At 69.5% G+C, this 16,702-nt stretch carries 17 protein-coding genes and 1 tRNA gene; 3 read left to right on the forward strand and 15 right to left on the reverse strand.

The window, feature by feature from the left end:
• Positions 1–2: 2 nt before the first annotated feature.
• The 14 genes from QWY80_RS03345 to bioB all read right to left on the reverse strand — a co-directional run bounded on the left by QWY80_RS03345 (position 3) and on the right by bioB (position 13,542).
• Positions 3–479: a nucleoside deaminase gene (locus QWY80_RS03345; RefSeq protein ID WP_290229278.1), complete on the reverse strand. Its 477-nt coding sequence runs from the start codon at positions 477–479 to the stop codon at positions 3–5.
• A gap of 187 nt (positions 480–666) precedes the next feature.
• Entirely contained in the window at positions 667–1,221 is a 555-nt protein-coding gene (locus QWY80_RS03350; protein WP_290229279.1) for a thioredoxin family protein, read from the reverse strand.
• A 219-nt stretch (positions 1,222–1,440) separates the two neighbouring features.
• Entirely contained in the window at positions 1,441–2,748 is a 1,308-nt protein-coding gene (locus tag QWY80_RS03355) for an ATP-grasp domain-containing protein (RefSeq protein WP_290229280.1), read from the reverse strand.
• Between the two features lie 85 nt (positions 2,749–2,833).
• Positions 2,834–4,822: a hypothetical protein gene (locus QWY80_RS03360; protein ID WP_290229281.1), complete on the reverse strand. Its 1,989-nt coding sequence runs from the start codon at positions 4,820–4,822 to the stop codon at positions 2,834–2,836.
• Between the two features lie 74 nt (positions 4,823–4,896).
• Positions 4,897–5,832 carry an alpha/beta fold hydrolase gene (locus tag QWY80_RS03365; RefSeq protein WP_290229282.1) on the reverse strand — a complete coding sequence of 312 codons (936 nt, stop codon included), beginning with the start codon at positions 5,830–5,832 and terminating at the stop codon, positions 4,897–4,899.
• 71 nt (positions 5,833–5,903) lie between these two features.
• A complete protein-coding gene (locus QWY80_RS03370; RefSeq protein ID WP_290229283.1) occupies positions 5,904–6,206 on the reverse strand; it encodes a winged helix-turn-helix domain-containing protein in 303 nt (100 codons plus the stop codon).
• Between the two features lie 44 nt (positions 6,207–6,250).
• The gene (locus QWY80_RS03375) at positions 6,251–7,294 is read right to left on the reverse strand and encodes an alpha/beta hydrolase (protein ID WP_290229284.1); all 1,044 of its coding nucleotides are present in this window, start codon (positions 7,292–7,294) and stop codon (positions 6,251–6,253) included.
• Between the two features lie 25 nt (positions 7,295–7,319).
• Complete coding sequence (bioA, locus tag QWY80_RS03380) at positions 7,320–8,609, reverse strand: adenosylmethionine--8-amino-7-oxononanoate transaminase (RefSeq protein WP_290229286.1); 1,290 nt, start codon at positions 8,607–8,609, stop codon at positions 7,320–7,322.
• 285 nt (positions 8,610–8,894) lie between these two features.
• Positions 8,895–8,979, reverse strand: a tRNA-Leu gene (locus tag QWY80_RS03385).
• Between the two features lie 44 nt (positions 8,980–9,023).
• Positions 9,024–9,725 carry a dethiobiotin synthase gene (bioD, locus tag QWY80_RS03390; protein ID WP_290229288.1) on the reverse strand — a complete coding sequence of 234 codons (702 nt, stop codon included), beginning with the start codon at positions 9,723–9,725 and terminating at the stop codon, positions 9,024–9,026.
• A gap of 1 nt (position 9,726) precedes the next feature.
• Positions 9,727–10,521 carry a malonyl-ACP O-methyltransferase gene (locus QWY80_RS03395; RefSeq protein ID WP_290229290.1) on the reverse strand — a complete coding sequence of 265 codons (795 nt, stop codon included), beginning with the start codon at positions 10,519–10,521 and terminating at the stop codon, positions 9,727–9,729.
• Positions 10,518–11,264: an alpha/beta fold hydrolase gene (locus QWY80_RS03400; RefSeq protein ID WP_290229291.1), complete on the reverse strand. Its 747-nt coding sequence runs from the start codon at positions 11,262–11,264 to the stop codon at positions 10,518–10,520. Before QWY80_RS03400 ends, QWY80_RS03395 begins: the two co-directional genes overlap by 4 nt.
• Positions 11,261–12,433, reverse strand: coding sequence for an 8-amino-7-oxononanoate synthase (gene bioF, locus QWY80_RS03405; RefSeq protein WP_435389240.1), 1,173 nt, complete (start codon positions 12,431–12,433; stop codon positions 11,261–11,263). Before bioF ends, QWY80_RS03400 begins: the two co-directional genes overlap by 4 nt.
• Before the next feature lie 2 nt (positions 12,434–12,435).
• Complete coding sequence (gene bioB / locus QWY80_RS03410) at positions 12,436–13,542, reverse strand: biotin synthase BioB (protein ID WP_290229293.1); 1,107 nt, start codon at positions 13,540–13,542, stop codon at positions 12,436–12,438.
• 90 nt (positions 13,543–13,632) lie between these two features.
• On the opposite strand from bioB, the gene QWY80_RS03415 reads away from it, so the two are divergent.
• A complete protein-coding gene (locus QWY80_RS03415) occupies positions 13,633–14,328 on the forward strand; it encodes a ComFC family protein (RefSeq protein ID WP_290229294.1) in 696 nt (231 codons plus the stop codon).
• Positions 14,329–14,362: 34 nt separating this feature from the next.
• Positions 14,363–15,343, forward strand: a complete 981-nt coding sequence (locus tag QWY80_RS03420; protein WP_290229296.1) for a serine/threonine protein kinase — start codon at positions 14,363–14,365, stop codon at positions 15,341–15,343.
• 38 nt (positions 15,344–15,381) lie between these two features.
• Here the strand turns inward: QWY80_RS03420 and QWY80_RS03425 are convergent, their stop codons facing one another.
• Positions 15,382–15,924 (reverse strand): hypothetical protein, encoded by a 543-nt coding sequence (locus QWY80_RS03425; RefSeq protein ID WP_290229297.1) that lies wholly within the window; start codon positions 15,922–15,924, stop codon positions 15,382–15,384.
• 219 nt (positions 15,925–16,143) lie between these two features.
• Here QWY80_RS03425 and folE point away from each other — a divergent pair, with 219 nt between their 5' ends.
• Positions 16,144–16,701 (forward strand): GTP cyclohydrolase I FolE, encoded by a 558-nt coding sequence (folE, locus tag QWY80_RS03430; RefSeq protein WP_290229298.1) that lies wholly within the window; start codon positions 16,144–16,146, stop codon positions 16,699–16,701.
• The last annotated feature ends 1 nt before the right edge of the window (position 16,702 follow it).

Consider the following 16,702-nt stretch of genomic DNA (forward strand, 5'->3'; position numbering starts at 1 on the left):
CCTCACAGGCCGTGCAGGCGGCGGTGCAGGCCGCGGAGGCGTTCGGCGAACTCCGGCACTGGCCCCTCGACGACCGCTTCCGGCACCACCTCCCGGATCGGCAGCGGCGCCACCGGCGCCGGACCGACGCCCAACTCCTCCAGCCAGTCCATCAGCTGCGCCGACGAGCTGGCGTAGACGATGCGTCCCAGCCTTACCCAGCCGTGGGCCGCCGCACACATCGGGCAGTGTTCCCCGGAGGTGTAGACCGTGGCCCGCGCCCGCTGCTCCGGCGTCAGGTGCTGCGCCGCCCAGCGCGCCAGGAAGAACTCCGGATGCTGGGTGCTGTCGCCCCCGGCCACGTGGTTGTGGTCCTCCGCCAGTACCTCGCCGTCACCGCTCACCAGCACCGAGCCGAACGGCTCGTCGCCGGCCTCCAGCGCTTGCTCCGCCAGCGCCACGCAGCGTTCCAGATACTCCATGTCCTTGGCATCGATCATCGCCTTTTCTCCCGTGGGCATTCCGATACCTCTCCAGCATATGAGTGACGGAGCGGCGTTGCATTGGCGCTCTTGCCTTTCCTCGGCCCCAGGGCGCTGGGCCGCGAGCGCTGGTATGCCGATTATCGGGTGCGCATCGCCCGGGTGGAGCGGGAGTACGGCCTGGCGACGTGACCCGCGGGGCGGTTCACTCCCGCCACTTGATGTTGCAGCCCATGGAGGGCTTCTGGCGCTCGCTGGGGGCCTGGCCGGCCAGCACGGCGTCGGCCGCGGCACGCAGGTCCTCGCCGGTCACCGGCGTCTCTTCCTTGCTGGGGCGGCTGTCGTCGAACTGGCCGCGGTAGGCGAGCCGGTGGTCGGCGTCGAAGAGGAAGAAGTCCGGCGTGCAGGCGGCCTCGAAGGCGCGGGCCACGTCCTGGCTCTCGTCCACCAGGTAGGGGAAGGCGTAGCCGCGCTCGGCGATCTCCTCGCGCATCTTCTCGGGGCTGTCGTCGGGGTGGCTGGCGTAGTCGTTGCTGTTGATGCCGACCACGGCGAGCCCCTTGGCCTGGTACTCCCGGGCGAACTCGGCCAGGGCGTCGGCGATGTGCTTGACGAAGGGGCAGTGGTTGCACATGAAGACCACCAGCAGCGGCTGGCCGGCGAAGTCGTCGCTGGCGACCTGGCGACCGTCGGGGTCGGGCAGGCGGAAGGCGGGCAGCAGGCTGCCCAGCTCGATCATGTTGGAAGGGGTCAGGGTCATGGCAAGCCTCCTCATTTCGGTGCTGACTCCCTTCAGCATAACAGGGCCGCGATTAGAGGTGATGCGATGAACACGGCGGGTGAGCCCTTCTGCGGCGGTCGTGCAGACAGCGAATGGTGCTCGTTTAAAAGCTGATGAATGAATCTGCCCGCAAAAGGCAGGGCATAAGCCCTGCCCTTGGTCACATTCAGCCTGGAATCGAGACGACCTTGAACGAGTCTAGACGTAGAAGTCCAGCTCCTCTTGGGCCTTGAGCAGGTCCCGCATCTTGATCGGATCGTCACCGAAGAAGAACACCAGGCCCCAGTGCGTGCCGAAAGCCGACCGGTCCGGAACCGTCTCTTCGGCCGGCGCGACCAGCTCGTGATACTCGAAGTACGGGTGCTCGACGGTTTCCTTGGGCATCTCCAGCTTGCTGACGACACGACGCCGTGGATACACGCCAAAGCAACCCGCATAGCCTTTCGCGTCGACCACTTCGCGGGGAAAGAAGGCATCCACCTCCTCCTTGGTGCTCTTGGGATCGAAGACCAGCATTGATGCCTGATAGGCATTGAATCCATAGGCGCGCTCGATGAGCTCGAAGGCCTTGAAGCCGGGTGGGCGATAGGCGATCTCACCGAAGTACATCTCGCCGTCCGCCGCCACGAAATACTCGGGATGGATCAGACCGAACTGGATATCGAATGTCTTGATCAATTTCTTGATCTGCTTGGTGATGGCATCGCGCCAGCTCTCGAGCTCCCGTGTGGCGGGCACGAACACCGAATAGCCCAGGGTCACGTACTCGGAGATATTGAGGAACTTGATCTCACCATCGTGGATCCAGGCCTCGATGGCAAACTCCCAGCCATCAAGGTGACTCTCCATCAGCAATGGATACTCTTCGACCGGTATGCTGTCGATCTCGTCTATCTTGCGGATCATGCGGTGTCCCAGACAACCGGCCTTGTCGAAGGCCTTGACATGAATCGGGTCATCGGGGTCGCCGTCGAGCTTGAGCAGCGTCTGGTTGACTCGTTTCATGAAGCGGATGATGTCATCTTTCTCATGTGCTTCCTCGAAGATCCCTACGCGAATACCGCCAAGCTGGGCGCGGCGCTTCATCAGGGCCTTGTCCCGAAACAGGATGGACTGCCCGTACATGCGGGGGTTGTCCATGAGGACGGAGTTGATCGCGCCGGACCATTCGACGGTCTCCTCGAACAGCGGTATGGCCACATCAACGCCTTCCGCCTTGAGCCGTTCGGCAATTTCCATGGATCGATCATTCAGGCGCACGAAATCCCATTGAATGTACGGGATCTTGTTGGCTTCGCAGAAGTCGGCGGCCCAATCGGGTGCAACCACCACGTAGCGGCGGTCAAACTTCTGCGCGGCCTTGATGGCATTGACGCTCCAGCCCAGCAGTGCGATGTAGCCCTTGTTGGGGTCCTTGGGAGTTTCAGTTCCCTTGACCGAATCCAGTGTCGGGTCGGTCCAGCTAGAGATGTCCTTGGCGGCCGGGGTTTCTGATACGGTCGACATGTGCTGCTCTCCTTCTGCCTGGGGCAGGGTATTGACGCTCGGTTTCGAGCGGTCTTGTCGAGCTTGAGTGCCAAGCATCGTCGGACTATCGCCCCGACGCCCAGCTCTGCCGGGCCAGACGCATGGCCCGATCTACTTCGCCGGCTGGAATATCCGCCGGCTCGCCCTTCTCGAGCGGGTCGTAGTGAAAGACGTATAATCGCGAGGCGAACTCGACAACCGGCAGCGAGGCCTCACCGTAGCGTTCGCCGTTGCCCTGGGTCGAGGTGACGATTCCCTGTCCCCAGTCTTGCCCACTGTCGTTGTTGGGATTGAAGAAGTACACCCGCATGACCTGGCTCGGATCGAGTGCAAGGCGCTGGATGGTGATCGCGTGCCAGCCGAGAAAGCGCGTGGCGCTATCGGTCACCGCAATGCCCGCGGGTTGCGGATTGATCACCGGAATGTTGCCGTTGTAGAAGGGGTGATACGCCGCATAAAAGTCACGAATGAACCCCTCGAAGTCCTTCAGGCCGCCGGTAAAGACATCGACCGCGATGCGGAACCCATGGCCCACATGATCGCCATGGAACTCGGCGTTGACCCACTTGTGCGGGTCCTCTCCGCGTCCGGCACTGCGGCGTCCCATCTCGAAGTAGATGCGATCCAGGTGTGGGACGGTGAGCAGGGACACGGCGTCCACATCCACGGGTGGCTCGGCTGCCAGGCCAGCCCCGAGCTCGCGGGAAGAAATGCTGTAGCCCTCGAAGCGCATCACGATCTCGTCGTCCCGCGCCGCCCAGGCGACGACGCGGAGCAGGTCAGCCGGCGTATTGAAGGCCCACATGGACAGGGCGCGCGTGGACTGGCAGGTGGGGTAATTCCCCTGTCCCACGCCCAGCGGGCGGCCGAGCACATTGAGCACGTCGGCGAGCAGAAAGCATTCTGGCGAGCGGCGGTTACCAAAGACAGCCACGATCTTCTGTGCCGCGGCATCGCACAACGACAGTCTTAGCTGCCGCCACAGCGACGGGGCCACCGGAGGCGAGTACAGAATGCCTCGCTCGAGCATCATGGCAAGGCCATAGGCGGCCTGGCTGGTTTCGGCAAACAGGGCCTCATCGATCAGCGTGTGAATCAACGCCGGGTAACAGTGAAAGGCGTCTGCCCCCGTATGGCTCAGGCCCAGTGCCGTGGGGATCAGCGCGTTCCATCGATTCCTCAGGTAACGTATGAACCCTGGCATGTAGGGCGAGACTAGGCCGGTGCTGTGCATGGCCTGGGCAAAGGCAATGGCCTCCTGCAGCAGGGTCGCGTCGTCCATGCCCGCCAGCCGCTCGGCGTACACGTCAAAGCCGGGATCTTCGCGGCAGCCTTCGGTGGGACCGAAGACGGCATTGACGAGTTTGCGGGCATCCTCCCCGGCCTCTCCCACTATGGTGTCCGGCGTGTTCAGGCAGGCGGCGATCTGGGTCACCATCTGCTTGACACCATCGACCTGTACCGGGCGCTGCTCGAGAATCCGCCAGACCTCGGCCACCAGATGCTCCAGAAGATTCTCGTAGCCCAGATGCTCAAGCAGGTAGTGATACAGATTCTGGACGGCGTACCCGAGCCGGTCAGGCCGCAGCCGGTCGCCCTCGTGCAGGTCGCTGACCACGAGATCGAGGTTCATGGCCATCACCTGAGCGAGAAAGTGATGAGCGTGCTCCGCCGAGAGCGAAGGGTGCGAATAGTCGCCCTTGGCAACAGCCAGCAGGCGAATCTGGCTCAGGCTTTCGACCAGGGTGGCGACCGGGTCGCCATGACGTATGGTACGTACGGCGAGCGAAGGCACCAGCGTCTGGGGATAATCCCAGTCACTACCACCGAAGAACCCGGCGGCCTCGAGCGCCGGTACCCGCGCGTAGAGTGCTTCCAGCCCCCTGGCATCGAACATCAAGGGGCGTGCCGCATCGATCACCTCGAATACGGGAGAGGCTCCTGCAACGGCATTTGCGGCGCAAAGCCGCTCGATGGCGGCGTCGAGCGGCTTCACCAGCTCGCCTGACGTGCCGTCGTCATGGCGGGCGGACTCGTGAATATCCATGCTCATCGGCCCAGGGTTCGTCCAATCTCGTGACATGTCAATCACCTTTGGATAGGCCACGCGCAGGACATTCTGCACCCTCAGCAGGTGTCGCAACGGCGAATCCGGCGGACACTGTCCGTTACCCTAAGATTAGCACCGGAAAAACAGCTACTGGCCTCCCGGCGCCTTGCGGTGCGGCAAGAGGCTGGGAGAGGCAGTCGTGAGCATGGTTCCATGGGGCACCAGGCACTGTAGCGAGCCGCTGGTGGTCGATCACGTGGCCTTCGGCGCCCTGGCGCTACCCGGTAGTGGCGTCCGTGACCTGATGCCCGTCGAGGGGCGGTCAAGGACCGGATCCATGGAGAACGGCATGCCTTGGGGTATATCACACGGAGGGATGATCGCAGAGGGCCCGGCGCGCTTCCCGGCGGTCGACCTCGTGCCCGGAGGGCAGACCCGCACTGGGGGCGGCCAGCCAGGCCGCGATGTCCGCCTCGGTGCGATCGCGCTTGGTGTAAGGGCATGGCCTCGAAGCCCCACACGGCGGGCGCGATCAGTACGCTGCCGTCCACCGGGGGCGGATCGTCGCCGCTCAGGGCGAGGATCGCCACGGCGCCGCCCATGCTGTGACCGACCAGGTAGAGCGGGGGCTCGGGATGGCGCTCGCTCAGCAGGCCGGCAAGCAGAGTGACGTCGGCGGCCAAGCGCTCGTGGCCGGGCCAGAGGCGTCGCTGGGCGGTGGTGCCGAAGCCGCGCTGGTCGTGAGCATAGAGGGTGATGCCGCGGGGGGCCAGGGCCTCGGCGAGGACCTGGAAGGTGCCGCCGTGTTCGTTGAAACCGTGGATCCCGAGCACGATGGCCCGCGGCTCGTCCTCGGCCGGCCAGTGGCGAAGCGGCAGTCGGTAGCCGTCCTCGGCAATCACCTGGCCCTCCGCCAGCCGGACCTCGTCGCTGCCGGGCCCCGGCGACTGGCGGATGACCCCCTCGCCGCAGCCGGCCAGCAGGAGCAGCAGGCCCAGCGGCACGAGCCGCATGGCAAGCCACCGTTGTGTCGCCCTCGTGGCGATCCATGCCGTCACCCCAGCCCAGGCCGTCTCCGCTATCCTCACGGCCGGGGCGGGTAGCCCAGGGCGTCACGCAGCCGCTCGGCGTTCGCCGCCACCCAGTCGGGGTCGATGGGCCCCCAGTCACGGATCACGTAGGCGCCGATGTTGTGGCGCTCGCCGGGCGCGGGTTCGAACTCGCAGACGATGTCCAGCTCGCCCAGGGCGGTGAGGGTGTCCTGGGCGGTGCGCCGCGGCATGCCGGTAGCGGCCATCACCGCGGGCACGCTGGCGATGCCGCTGGCCACCAGGTGGGCGACGTAGAGGCGGCGATAGAAACTCGCCTTGGTCTTGGAAAGCGTCACAGGGTCACCTTGTCGATGAAGCGGCGGCCGTTCACCTTATCCCGTCAGCTTCGGGGCGACGAGGTGGCACACAGCCGCCGGGTGGCCGAGTCGCGGTCGCGCTCATGGCCGGAGGGCAGGGCGGTTCCGGGGTCCAGCAGCCAGGCGGCGAGGTCGGCCTCGGTGCGATCGCGCCGGGTATAGCGGGTGAGCATATGGTAGCCGTCCGGATAGAGGGCGAACTGCCATATCGGCTCGTCGGCGCCCGCCTCGGGCAGCCGCTCGAACAGGGCACACATCGCCTCCGGGGGAATCACCTGGTCCTCGTCCCCATAGAGGATCAGCGCCGGGCCGGTCAGGCCCTCGGCAGCCTCCAGGGCGAGGCTCATGGTCTCGGTCACGCCGTACAGGGTGTCCACCCGGGCGCGGCGCAGGATCAGCGGGTCCTGGGCGAGTCGCCGGCGGATCTCCGGATCGTCGGTGGGCTGGATGCCGAGCCGGCGTGCCGCATTGGCGGAGAAGCTCACCGAGGGGATCAGGCGTATGCCGAGCCACAGGCTCAGGCGCTGGTACCAGGGCATGGCGTCGAGCCCCCAGACCGCCGGGGAGATCAGCACACTGCCGTCCACCGGAGGCGGCGTCTCGCCCGCCAGGGCGAGCAGTACCACGGCCGCTCCCATGCTCTTGCCCACCAGATAGAGCGGCGTCTCGGGGTGGCGCTCGCGCAGCAGTTCGGCGAGCAGTTCAACATCGGCCACCAGGCGCCGGTGGCCGGGCCAGAGGCGGCGCTGCTCGGTCAGGCCGAAGCCGCGCTGGTCATGGGCGTAGACGGCGATGCCGTGGGGCGTCAGGGCCTCGGCCATGATCTCGAAGCTGCCGCCATGGTCGTTGAAGCCGTGGACCGCTAGCACCACGGCTCGGGGCGTCTCCCCGGTGGGCCAGTGGCGCAGGGGGAGCCGGTAGCCGTCCTCGGCGATCACCCGGTCGGGTTCGAGCCGGGCTCGCTCAGCCCCGGGGCCCGGCTGTTGCAGGGTGGTCTGGCCGCAACCGGCCAGCAGCAGCCCGGTGAGCAGAGCGACGAGGTGGTGGCGACGCGGCGTGACGGTCATGGGGCCCGATGGCGAGTCTTTGCCCCTATCCTATCGGCCCCGAGCGGCGAAACCAGCCCTTCATGACCTGGGTGATGCGCCGCATGTCGGCCGCGCCGGTGACGTAGGCCGGCATGGTGTAGAGCCAGCGGCCGATGGGGCGCAGCCAGACGCCCTGCTCGCGGGCCCAGTCGCCGACCCCGGCGAGGTCCGCGCCCCGGCGGGTCTCGATCACCGCGGTGGCGCCCAGCACGCGCACGTCTTGCACCGCCGGGTGGTCGTGCAGGGCCGCATCCTCCAGCAGCTCCCGGCACAGCACGCGGTTGAGGGCGGCGATCTTGCCGAGGTAGTCCTCGTCCTCGAACACGGCGAGGCTCTCCAGGGCCACCCGGCAGGCCAGCGGATTGCCCATGAAGGTGGGGCCGTGCATGAAGGCGTGCATCTCGCTGTCACCTACGAAAGCGTCGTGCACCCGGTCGGTGGCCAGTGTCGCGGCGTGGCCCAGATAGCCCCCGGTGAGCCCCTTGGAGAGCACCATGATGTCGGGCGTGACGTCGGCGTGGTCGGCGGCGAACATCCGCCCGGTGCGGCCGAAGCCGGTGGCCACCTCGTCGAACACCAGCAGCACGTCGAACTCGTCGCAGAGTTCGCGGGCGCCGCGCAGGTAGTGGGGCGAGGTCATGTTGAGCCCGCCGGCGGCCTGCAGCAGCGGCTCCATCAGCAGCGCGGCGATCTCCTCATGGTGCGCCTCCAGCACCCCGCGCAGGGCGGCCAGGTCGGCCTCCACCGCCGCGGGCTCGGCGTCGAAGGGCGCGGTGGGCGCCGGGGCGAAGTGGTGCCGGGGCAGGTAGCCGGCGAACAGCGAGTGCATGCCCTCCTCGGGGTCGCATACCGCCATGCAGCCGGCGGTATCGCCGTGGTAGGCCTTCATCAGCGACAGCAGGCGATGCTTGCCGGGCCTGCCGCGCAGCTGGTGGTACTGCACCGCCATCTTCATGGCGACCTCCATGCCCACCGAGCCGCTGTCGGAGTAGAAGACGTGGTTGAGCCCCTCGGGCGTGACGCGCGTAAGCTCCCGGGCCAGGCGGTCGGCGGGCTCATGGGTCAGCCCGCCGAGCATCACGTGGCACAGTTCGTCGGCCTGCTGCTGGATGGCGCGCACCAGGCGGGGATGGCGGTAGCCGTGGATCATGCACCACCAGGAGCAGGTGGCGTCGAGCAGGGTCTCGCCGCCCTCCAGGGTGAAGCGTGGGCCCTCGCCGCCGACCACCTTGGGCGCCGGCCGCTGGGTCTTGAGATGGGCATAGGGGTGCCAGATGGGGGAGGGATTCCTCATGGAAGAGGGATTCCAGGCAGAAGAATTCATCGGAGACCTCCGGTGAGGACGGGGTGGTCGGTGCCGTGAGAATGGCTGGAGAGAAGCTTGCCCGATGGAGGGGTGCCGCCAGGAGGCCTGCGGTCTCCGGTCGCGCAGCGGAGCTGCCCTCCTACGACACGCCTCGTTCTATGCCGAGCGGTGAAGAGGTCAATAAGCGGGGGCAGGCGAAATGCCGGGCACGCGAAGGCGCTGCGCGTCTCGGGAAGAGGGCGATCGGTCGAGGTCGATACGGAAGAGATCGAGTGGTGCGGATGGGGAGACTTGAACTCCCACGCCCGAAGGCACCAGGACCTAAACCTGGCGTGTCTACCAATTCCACCACATCCGCACGGACAGGCAGGCGACCATATTTTACGGACGCCCCCCGGCAAGTCAATCAACATCGGGCAGCTCCAGGTGATCGGCGGCGGCCGCGGCCATGGCGCGCGGGTCGCCGGCCGGCAGGCGGGGCACGATGCCTAGGCAGGGGGCGTCGAGGGTGTGCGCCAGGGTCGCCAGGTTGTCGCGGTAGAGGTCGTCGTCGGCGGCGAACGCCGGGTCCACCAGGCTGCCGGCCCAGCCGGCCAGGCGCAGCCCGTCGGCGCGGATCGCCTCACGGGTGAGGCGCGCATGGCTGATACAGCCGAGTCGCAGGCCCACCACCAGGATCACCGGCAGCTCGAGCCGACCCGCCAGGCCGGCCAGGTCCTCAGTATCGTTCAGCGGCACCCGCCAGCCGCCGGCGCCTTCCACCAGGGTCAGGTCGCGGCCCAGGGCCAGCCCGTCGCGGACTCGCTCGCCCAGGGCCTCGAGCGTCAGCGTCACGCCGTCGCGCCGGGCGGCCAGGTGCGGGGCGATGGCCGGGGCGAAGGCGTAGGGGTTCACCGTGGCATAGGGCACGGGGGGATGACACTGGGCCTGCAGGGCCAGGGCATCGGCGTTGCACAGGCCGTCGGGCGTCGTCTCGCTGCCCGAGGCGATGGGCTTGAGCCCCAGGGTGGTCAGGCCCCGACGGCAGGCCAGGGCCAGCAGGCCGGCGGTGACCAGGGTCTTGCCGGCGTCGGTATCGGTGCCGGTAACGAAACAGGCGGGCATCTCAGCGTTCCAGCTCCAGCGTCAGCAGGTGGTAGGTGACCGGCAGTCCCTCGGGCTCGCGCAGCGCCTCGAAGCGGCGCCGGGCGCGGGCCAGGTCGGCGCGGGTCAGGCGGGCATCGGGGCGCGCGGTCTGGGCGCCGACGCCCTTGATGGAGGCCATCACCGCGGCCAGGTCGGGGTAGTGGAAGCGTGGCCGGCTGGCCTCGACCGCCACGCGGCGGAAGCCCGCCAGGCGGGCCGCGGCCAGGTGCCGCTCGCGGCTGCGGAAGTCGAGCAGTGCCGCGGGGCGGCCGGGACGCGCCCAGGCGCGGCCGACCTCGGCCAGGGTGCCCGGGCCCAGGGTATTGAGCAGCGCGCGGCCGCCGGGGCGCAGCACCCGGTGAAGCTCGGCGAATACCTGGCCGAGGTCCGGGCACCACTGGATGGCCAGGTTGGAAAAGACCAGGTCGAGGCCGGCATCGGCCAGCGGCAGGGCGCCGGCGTCGCCGCACAGCCAGAGAGGGGTGCCGTGCCGTCGCCGGGCGACCTCCAGCATTCCCGGGGCGAGATCCAGGCCGACGAGGTCGGCGTCGGGCCCGTAGCGCGCGGCGAGCCGGGCGCTCCAGTGGCCGGGGCCGCAGCCCAGGTCGAGCACGCGCTCCGCCCGGGCCGGCAGCCGGCTCCAGAGCCGCTCGCCCATGGCCTGCTGGGCGCTCGCCAGGCGCTCGTAGTCGTCGGCGGCGCGCGAGAAGGCGTGGGCCACGCGGCGCTGCCAGTCGGCCGGCACCCTGGGGTGGGGCTGCAGGGCGGTGCTCATAGGGGGCATGCCTCCGGGCGACGGAATGTGGCGCCGTCCCGGGGGCATTCCCGGGCCAGCTCGACCAGGGCCGCGGCCAGGGTGTCGGGGCGCGAGAGCATCGGGCAGTGGCCGGCGCCGTCGAGCCGCCGGTCGGCGGCCGCGACCCGGGACGGGGCCAGCAGGGGGTCGTCGGCGCCGGCCAGGGTGTGCACCGGGCAGGGTGGCGCGGCCAGGGCGGCACTCACATCGAGCTCGGCCAGCCAGTCGAGGCCGGCGGCCAGGGTGGGCGTATCGGCCCCCGGGGCATCGCCGAGCAGGTCGCGCAGCCGGCGATGGACGCTGCGTGGGGCGGGCTCGCCGGAGAGCTGCCAGCGCCGGAAGTGGGCCAGGGTGGCGTCGGGGTCCCGGGCGAAGGCGCGGCGGAAGGCGGCCAGTTCCCGGGTCGGCACCCCCTGGGGGTGGCAGAAGCGCGGGCCCATGCCGATCATGATCAGTCCCCGCGGCGCCGGCAGGCGCTCGAGCAGGGCGGCCGCCAGCAACCCGCCTAGCGACCAGCCCACCCAGACGGCATCGGCCGGCAGCTCGGCGGCCATGGCGCAGGCCACGGCATCGAGAGCGGCGGGGTCCGTCGGCGCCGGGCGCCCGGCGTAGCCCGGCCAGTCGGGCGTTTCGACCCGGATTCCCACCGGCCAGTGGGTGGCGAGCGGCTGCCAGATGCGGGCATCGCAGCCCCAGCCGGAGAGCAGCACCAGGCGGGTCATGGGGCGATCTCCTGCGGCTGGCCTGCGTCCTTGGCCCGGCACTCGGCCAGGGCGTCGAGCAGGGCGTCCAGGTCGGCGTCGCTGTGGGCGGCGGAGAGGGTGATGCGCAGCCGTGCCTTGCCGTGGGGCACCGTGGGCTCGCGGATGGCACCCACCGCCAGGCCGCGCTCGGCGAGCCGTGCGGCCCAGGCCAGCACACGCTGGCCGTCGCCCAGCACCAGCGGCTGGATCGGCGTGGGGCTGTCCATCAGCGGCAGCCCCAGGCCGGTGGCCGCGGCGCGGAAGCGGGCGATCAGGGTGCGCAGCCGCTCCCGCCGCTCCGGCTCCGCGGCAAGGATGTCCAGCGCCGCCAGGGTCGCCGCCGCCACCCCGGGGGGCTGGGCGGTGGTGTAGACGTAGGGACGGGCGAACTGGATCAGGTGCTCGATCAGCGCCTCGCTGCCGGCCACGAAGGCGCCGCCGGTGCCCAGCGCCTTGCCCAGGGTGCCGACCAGCACCGGCACCGCCTCGACCCCGTGGGCGCGGCCCACGCAGCCGTCGCCCTGGTCACCCAGCACGCCCAGGCCGTGGGCGTCGTCGACCATCAGCCAGGCGCCGTGACGGTGAGTGGTGGCGGCCAGCCCGGCGATATCGGCGACGTCGCCGTCCATGCTGAACACCCCGTCGCTGACCACCAGCCTGGGCGACTCCGCCGGGGCACGGGTCAGCAGCCGCTCGAGGTCATCGAGGTCGCGGTGGTGGAAGCGCCGCGAGGCGCACTTGGCCAGCGTGGCGCCGTCGAGCAGCGAGGCGTGGTTGAGGCGGTCCTGGAAGAGCCGGGTGTCGGCCTCGCCGAGCGCCTGGAGGGTGCCCAGGTTGGCCATGTAGCCGGTGGAGAAGAGCAGCGCCCGGGGGCGGCCGGTGAGCTCGGCCAGACGGTGCTCGAGGGCCTCGTGCACCTCGAGGTGGCCGCTCACCAGGTGCGAGGCCCGCGCGCCGGCGCCGAAGCGCCTGGCGCCTGCCGCCATGGCCTCCGCCAGGCGCGGATCCCGAGCCAGGCCCAGGTAGTCGTTGCCGGCGAAGTCGCGTGGCGCGGACCCTTCGACCCGGGTGCGGCGCAGACGCCAGAGCCCGGCGGCACGGCGTGCCGCGGCGCGCTCGGCGAGTCGGGTCGGCCAGTCGGCGGACACCTTCAGGCCCCGGCGGCGTCGTAGGCGAGGTCACTGGCCCGGACGGCGGCCTGGCGGGCCAGTTCGGCGGCCAGGCCGGCCGCGGTGCGATCATCGTCGGCGCAGGTCTCGCGCTGCTCCGGGTGCAGGCCCAGCTTGCCGAACAGCGCCCGGTCGCGTTCCACCTGGGGATTGGACGTGGTCAGCAGCTTGTCACCGTAGAAGATGGAGTTGGCCCCGGCCAGAAAGGCCAGCGCCTGGGTGGACTCGTCCATCTGCTCGCGGCCGGCGGAGAGGCGCACATGGCTGCGTGGCATCAGGATGCGGGCCACGGCGATGGCGCGGATGAATTCGATGGGATCAAGGTCCTCGACGTCCTCCAGCGGCGTGCCGGGGACCTTGACCAGCATGTTGATCGGCACCGACTCCGGGTGCGGCTCGAGGCGTGCCAGCTGCTGGAGCAGGGCGGCACGGTCGCGGGGCGCCTCGCCCATGCCCAGGATGCCGCCGGCGCACACCTTCATGCCCGCCTCGCGCACGTGCCCCAGGGTCGCCAGGCGGTCGGCGTAGGTGCGGGTGGTGATGATCTCGCCGTAGTACTCCGGCGAGGTGTCCAGATTGTGGTTGTAGTAGTCGAGCCCGGCCTCGGCCAGGCGGCCGGCCTGGTCGCCGTCGACCATGCCCAGGGTCATGCAGGTCTCGAGCCCCAGCGCCTTGACCCGGCGCACCATCTCCAGCACCACCTCGAGGTCGCGCTCGCGCGGGCTCTTCCAGGCCGCGCCCATGCAGAAGCGGCTGGCGCCGGCCTCCTTCGCCGCCCGGGCCTGCTCCACCACCTTCTCGACCTCCAGCAGCTTCTCGCGGCCGAGCCCGGTGTTGTAGTGGCCCGACTGCGGGCAGTACTTGCAGTCCTCGGGGCAGGCGCCGGTCTTGATGGAGAGCAGGGTGGAGACCTGCACGGCGTTGGGGTCGAAGTGGGCGCGGTGCACCTGCTGGGCGCGGAACAGCAGGTCGTTGAAGGGCAGGGCGAAGAGCGCCTCGATCTCGTCGAGGGTCCAGTCGTGGCGCACCCCGGCCCGGGTGGCTAGGGTCTGGGTATCGGCTGCGGGAGACTGCGGCGCTTGGGGCATGGTGGCTCGCCTATGGTCAACTGGTCGGGATGGAAGAAGTTGACGGACAGCTTACGGCCGCGGGGGATCTTGTCAACCCGTGGGATACCAATGGTTGACGCGGCACTGCGCCGGGCGCTGCCGGGACGCTGCGCCTTCTGCCTCTCGCCGCGCAGTGGCGAGAGGCCCTGGTGCCCGGCGTGTTTCGAGGCGCTGCCCTGGAACCTGCCGGCCTGCCCGCGCTGCGCCGAGCCGCAGCCCGATCGCTTCTCGGGGCGCCTGTGTGGCGCCTGCCTGCGCCGGCCGCCGGCCTTCGCTCGGGCCCGCGCGCCGTTGCGCTATGCCGACGAGGTGGCCTGGCTGGTGCGGCGCTTCAAGTTCCAGGCCTCGCCGCGGGCCGGGGCGGTGTTGCTGGCGCTGCTCGAGAGGGGGCTGGCGGACGAGGCGCTGGCCTGGCCGCAGGCGATCGTGCCGGTACCGCTGCATCCACGGCGTTCGCGGACGCGGGGCTTCGACCAGGCCGAGTGGCTGGCCCGGCGCCTGGCCCGACGGCTCGAGGTGCCGCTGCGGCATGGCGAACGGCGCCGCGACACGCCCAGCCAGCGCGGGCTCGATCGGGCCGAGCGGCGTGCCAACCTGCGCCACGGCTTCCGGGTCACGGGGCCCTTGCCGCGGCGGGTCGCGCTGCTCGACGATGTCATGACCACCGGGGCGACGCTGGACGCCCTGGGCCGTGCCTGCCGCGCGGCGGGCGCCGAGGAGGTCGAGGCCTGGGCGGTGGCACGCACGCCCCTGGCCGAGGCCTGATCCTGATAGAGTAGGCATTTTTCGGGAGCGCCCCATGCAGGAACACCCCTTCGCCACGCTGTCGCCGGCGCGGGTCGTGGCGGCGGTGGAGTCGCTGGGCTTCTGGTTGCCCGGCGAGCCTTTCGCGCTGAACAGCTACGAGAACCGCGTCTATCTGGTCCACGACGAGGAGCGTCGCCGCTGGGTGGTGAAGTTCTACCGCCCCGAGCGCTGGAGCGATGCGCGCATCCAGGAGGAGCACGACTTCCTGGCCGAGCTGGCGGACGCTGGCGTGGCGGTGGCCGCCCCCTGGCGCGACGCCGAGGGGCGGAGTCTGCACCTGGCCGAGGACTTCCGCTTCGCCCTCTTCCCCCAACTGCCGGGCCAGGCCCCGGAGCTGGAGGACCCCGCCCACCTGTTCGCCCTGGGCGAGCTGATCGGCGCCGTGCATGCGGTGGGCGAGCGCGGTGCCTTTCGGCATCGTGGTGCCCTGGACCTGGACGGCATGGTGGTCGAGGCCCGCGAGCGGGTGCTCGCCAGCCCCTGGCTGGATCGCCACCAGCGCCGGGCCTACGAGCGGGTCACCGCGGCCCTGCACCACAGCCTGGCGGGGCACGCCTGGTCACCGGAGCGGGCGATCCGGGTGCAAGGCGACTGCCATGTGGGCAACATCCTGGGACGCGACGAGGCCTTCGCCCTGGTGGACTTCGACGACTGCCTGATGGCGCCGGCGGTACAGGACCTGTGGATGCTGATCACCGCCGAACACGACGAGGAGCGCCACATGCAGCTCTCCGAGGTGATCGAAGGCTACGAGCAGCATCGCGACCTCGACCGCACCGAGCTGGCCCTGGCGGAGCCGCTGCGCACCCTGCGGCTGCTGCGCCACAGTGCCTGGCTGGTGGCCCGCTGGGAGGATCCGGCCTTCCCGGCGGCCTTTCCCTGGCTCGCCGATGCGGGCTACTGGGAGCAGCACATCCGCACCCTGGAGCGGCAGCGTCAGCTGCTGGAGGAAGGACCCCGCTGGTTGGCCTGAGGCGAGGCGGGCGCCCCGGTGGGGCGCCCGGGGCGGGCCTACTGGTCGGGGTCGGGCTGTTCGGCGGGAATCGGATTGGCGACGCCCTCGCCCTCGGCCTGGCGGCGCTCGATGTTGATCTGCTCGGCGGGGTTCTCCTGCTCCTCGATGACCAGCTCGCTGGCCAGCTGCAGCAAGAAGCCCTGCTCCGGGGAGAGCTCGCAGCGCCCGCCGTCGCAGGCGGCGATACCGAAGGCGCCGTCGGCGTCATAGGCCGCGGCGGACATCTCGCCGCTGTAGATCTCGCTGTCGGCGCCCTGGGTGGCGACGCAGGTGACCGTCTTGGTGGTCAGGCGGATGCGTTCGCCGTCCAGGCGGGCGTCGCCGACCATCACGCAGTGGTCCGGCAACTGGTGGGTGCCGCTGCCCTCGGCCACCGGGCGCATCAGGATGTCGTCCTGGCGCGGGTTGTCGGCATCCAGGGCCAGGCGGTCGATCACCTGGACCTCCAGGCGGGCGTCGGCGGGCAGTTCCAGGGTGGCGCCGAGGGCCAGGGAAGGGGCCAGCAGGGCGGCCAGCAGTAGGGGACGAGTCTTGGTCATGACGGGCTCTCGAGGGATGACGTGCTCAGCATGAGAGCCGGCATGATAGCACAGGCCGGGCGGCGACCCAGGCGGCAGTGCGGCAGCGTGTCGCGCCGGGCGACTGCGGCGGGGAAGGTCTTGCGCTAGAATGGGCGTTTACGCGAACCAATCTTGTACAAGAATGTTGACTTGTCTATCTTTTGTACATGAATAGAGACCACCGGACAGGGCCCGACGATGACAGAAGAACTCGCCAACCACTACCGGCAGATCATCCTTGGCCTGGGCGAGGATCCCGAGCGGGAGGGCCTGCGTGACACCCCCAAGCGCGCCGCCAAGGCGATGCAATTCCTCAATCGCGGCTACCTGCAGAGCCTCGAGGAGATCGTCAACGGCGCCGTCTTCGAGTCCGAGACCGACGAGATGGTGCTGGTGAAGAACATCGAGCTCTATTCGATGTGCGAGCACCACCTGCTGCCCTTCATCGGCAAGTGCCATATCGCCTACCTGCCCAACGGCAGGGTGCTGGGGCTCTCCAAGTTCGCCCGCGTCGTCGACATGTACGCCCGGCGCATGCAGATCCAGGAGAACCTGACCCGCCAGATCGCCGAGGCGATCCAGGAGGTCACCAATGCCCGCGGCGTAGCGGTGGTCATCGAGGCCCAGCACCTGTGCATGATGATGCGTGGCGTCGAGAAGCAGAACTCGAGCATGACCTCCTCGGTGATGCTCGGCGCCTTCCGCCAGAACCAGTCGACCCGCCAGGAGTTCCTGACCCTGATCAACGGGCGCTGAG

It is taken from the genome of Halomonas ramblicola, assembly GCF_030409215.1.
In the GTDB taxonomy this organism is placed as follows: Bacteria; Pseudomonadota; Gammaproteobacteria; order Pseudomonadales; family Halomonadaceae; genus Halomonas; species Halomonas ramblicola.

What these genes read in the sequence shown, in the direction of transcription:
- QWY80_RS03345 (WP_290229278.1), bottom strand. Translation starts at nt 479, where the DNA reads ATGATCGATGCCAAGGACATGGAGTATCTGGAACGCTGCGTGGCGCTG.
- QWY80_RS03350 (WP_290229279.1), bottom strand. Translation starts at nt 1,221, where the DNA reads ATGACCCTGACCCCTTCCAACATGATCGAGCTGGGCAGCCTGCTGCCC.
- QWY80_RS03355 (WP_290229280.1), bottom strand. Translation starts at nt 2,748, where the DNA reads ATGTCGACCGTATCAGAAACCCCGGCCGCCAAGGACATCTCTAGCTGG.
- QWY80_RS03360 (WP_290229281.1), bottom strand. Translation starts at nt 4,822, where the DNA reads ATGAGCATGGATATTCACGAGTCCGCCCGCCATGACGACGGCACGTCA.
- QWY80_RS03365 (WP_290229282.1), bottom strand. Translation starts at nt 5,832, where the DNA reads ATGCGGCTCGTGCCGCTGGGCCTGCTGCTCCTGCTGGCCGGCTGCGGC.
- QWY80_RS03375 (WP_290229284.1), bottom strand. Translation starts at nt 7,294, where the DNA reads ATGACCGTCACGCCGCGTCGCCACCACCTCGTCGCTCTGCTCACCGGG.
- bioA (WP_290229286.1), bottom strand. Translation starts at nt 8,609, where the DNA reads ATGAGGAATCCCTCCCCCATCTGGCACCCCTATGCCCATCTCAAGACC.
- bioD (WP_290229288.1), bottom strand. Translation starts at nt 9,725, where the DNA reads ATGCCCGCCTGTTTCGTTACCGGCACCGATACCGACGCCGGCAAGACC.
- QWY80_RS03395 (WP_290229290.1), bottom strand. Translation starts at nt 10,521, where the DNA reads ATGAGCACCGCCCTGCAGCCCCACCCCAGGGTGCCGGCCGACTGGCAG.
- QWY80_RS03400 (WP_290229291.1), bottom strand. Translation starts at nt 11,264, where the DNA reads ATGACCCGCCTGGTGCTGCTCTCCGGCTGGGGCTGCGATGCCCGCATC.
- bioB (WP_290229293.1), bottom strand. Translation starts at nt 13,542, where the DNA reads ATGCCCCAAGCGCCGCAGTCTCCCGCAGCCGATACCCAGACCCTAGCC.
- QWY80_RS03415 (WP_290229294.1), top strand. Translation starts at nt 13,633, where the DNA reads ATGGTTGACGCGGCACTGCGCCGGGCGCTGCCGGGACGCTGCGCCTTC.
- QWY80_RS03420 (WP_290229296.1), top strand. Translation starts at nt 14,363, where the DNA reads ATGCAGGAACACCCCTTCGCCACGCTGTCGCCGGCGCGGGTCGTGGCG.
- QWY80_RS03425 (WP_290229297.1), bottom strand. Translation starts at nt 15,924, where the DNA reads ATGACCAAGACTCGTCCCCTACTGCTGGCCGCCCTGCTGGCCCCTTCC.
- folE (WP_290229298.1), top strand. Translation starts at nt 16,144, where the DNA reads ATGACAGAAGAACTCGCCAACCACTACCGGCAGATCATCCTTGGCCTG.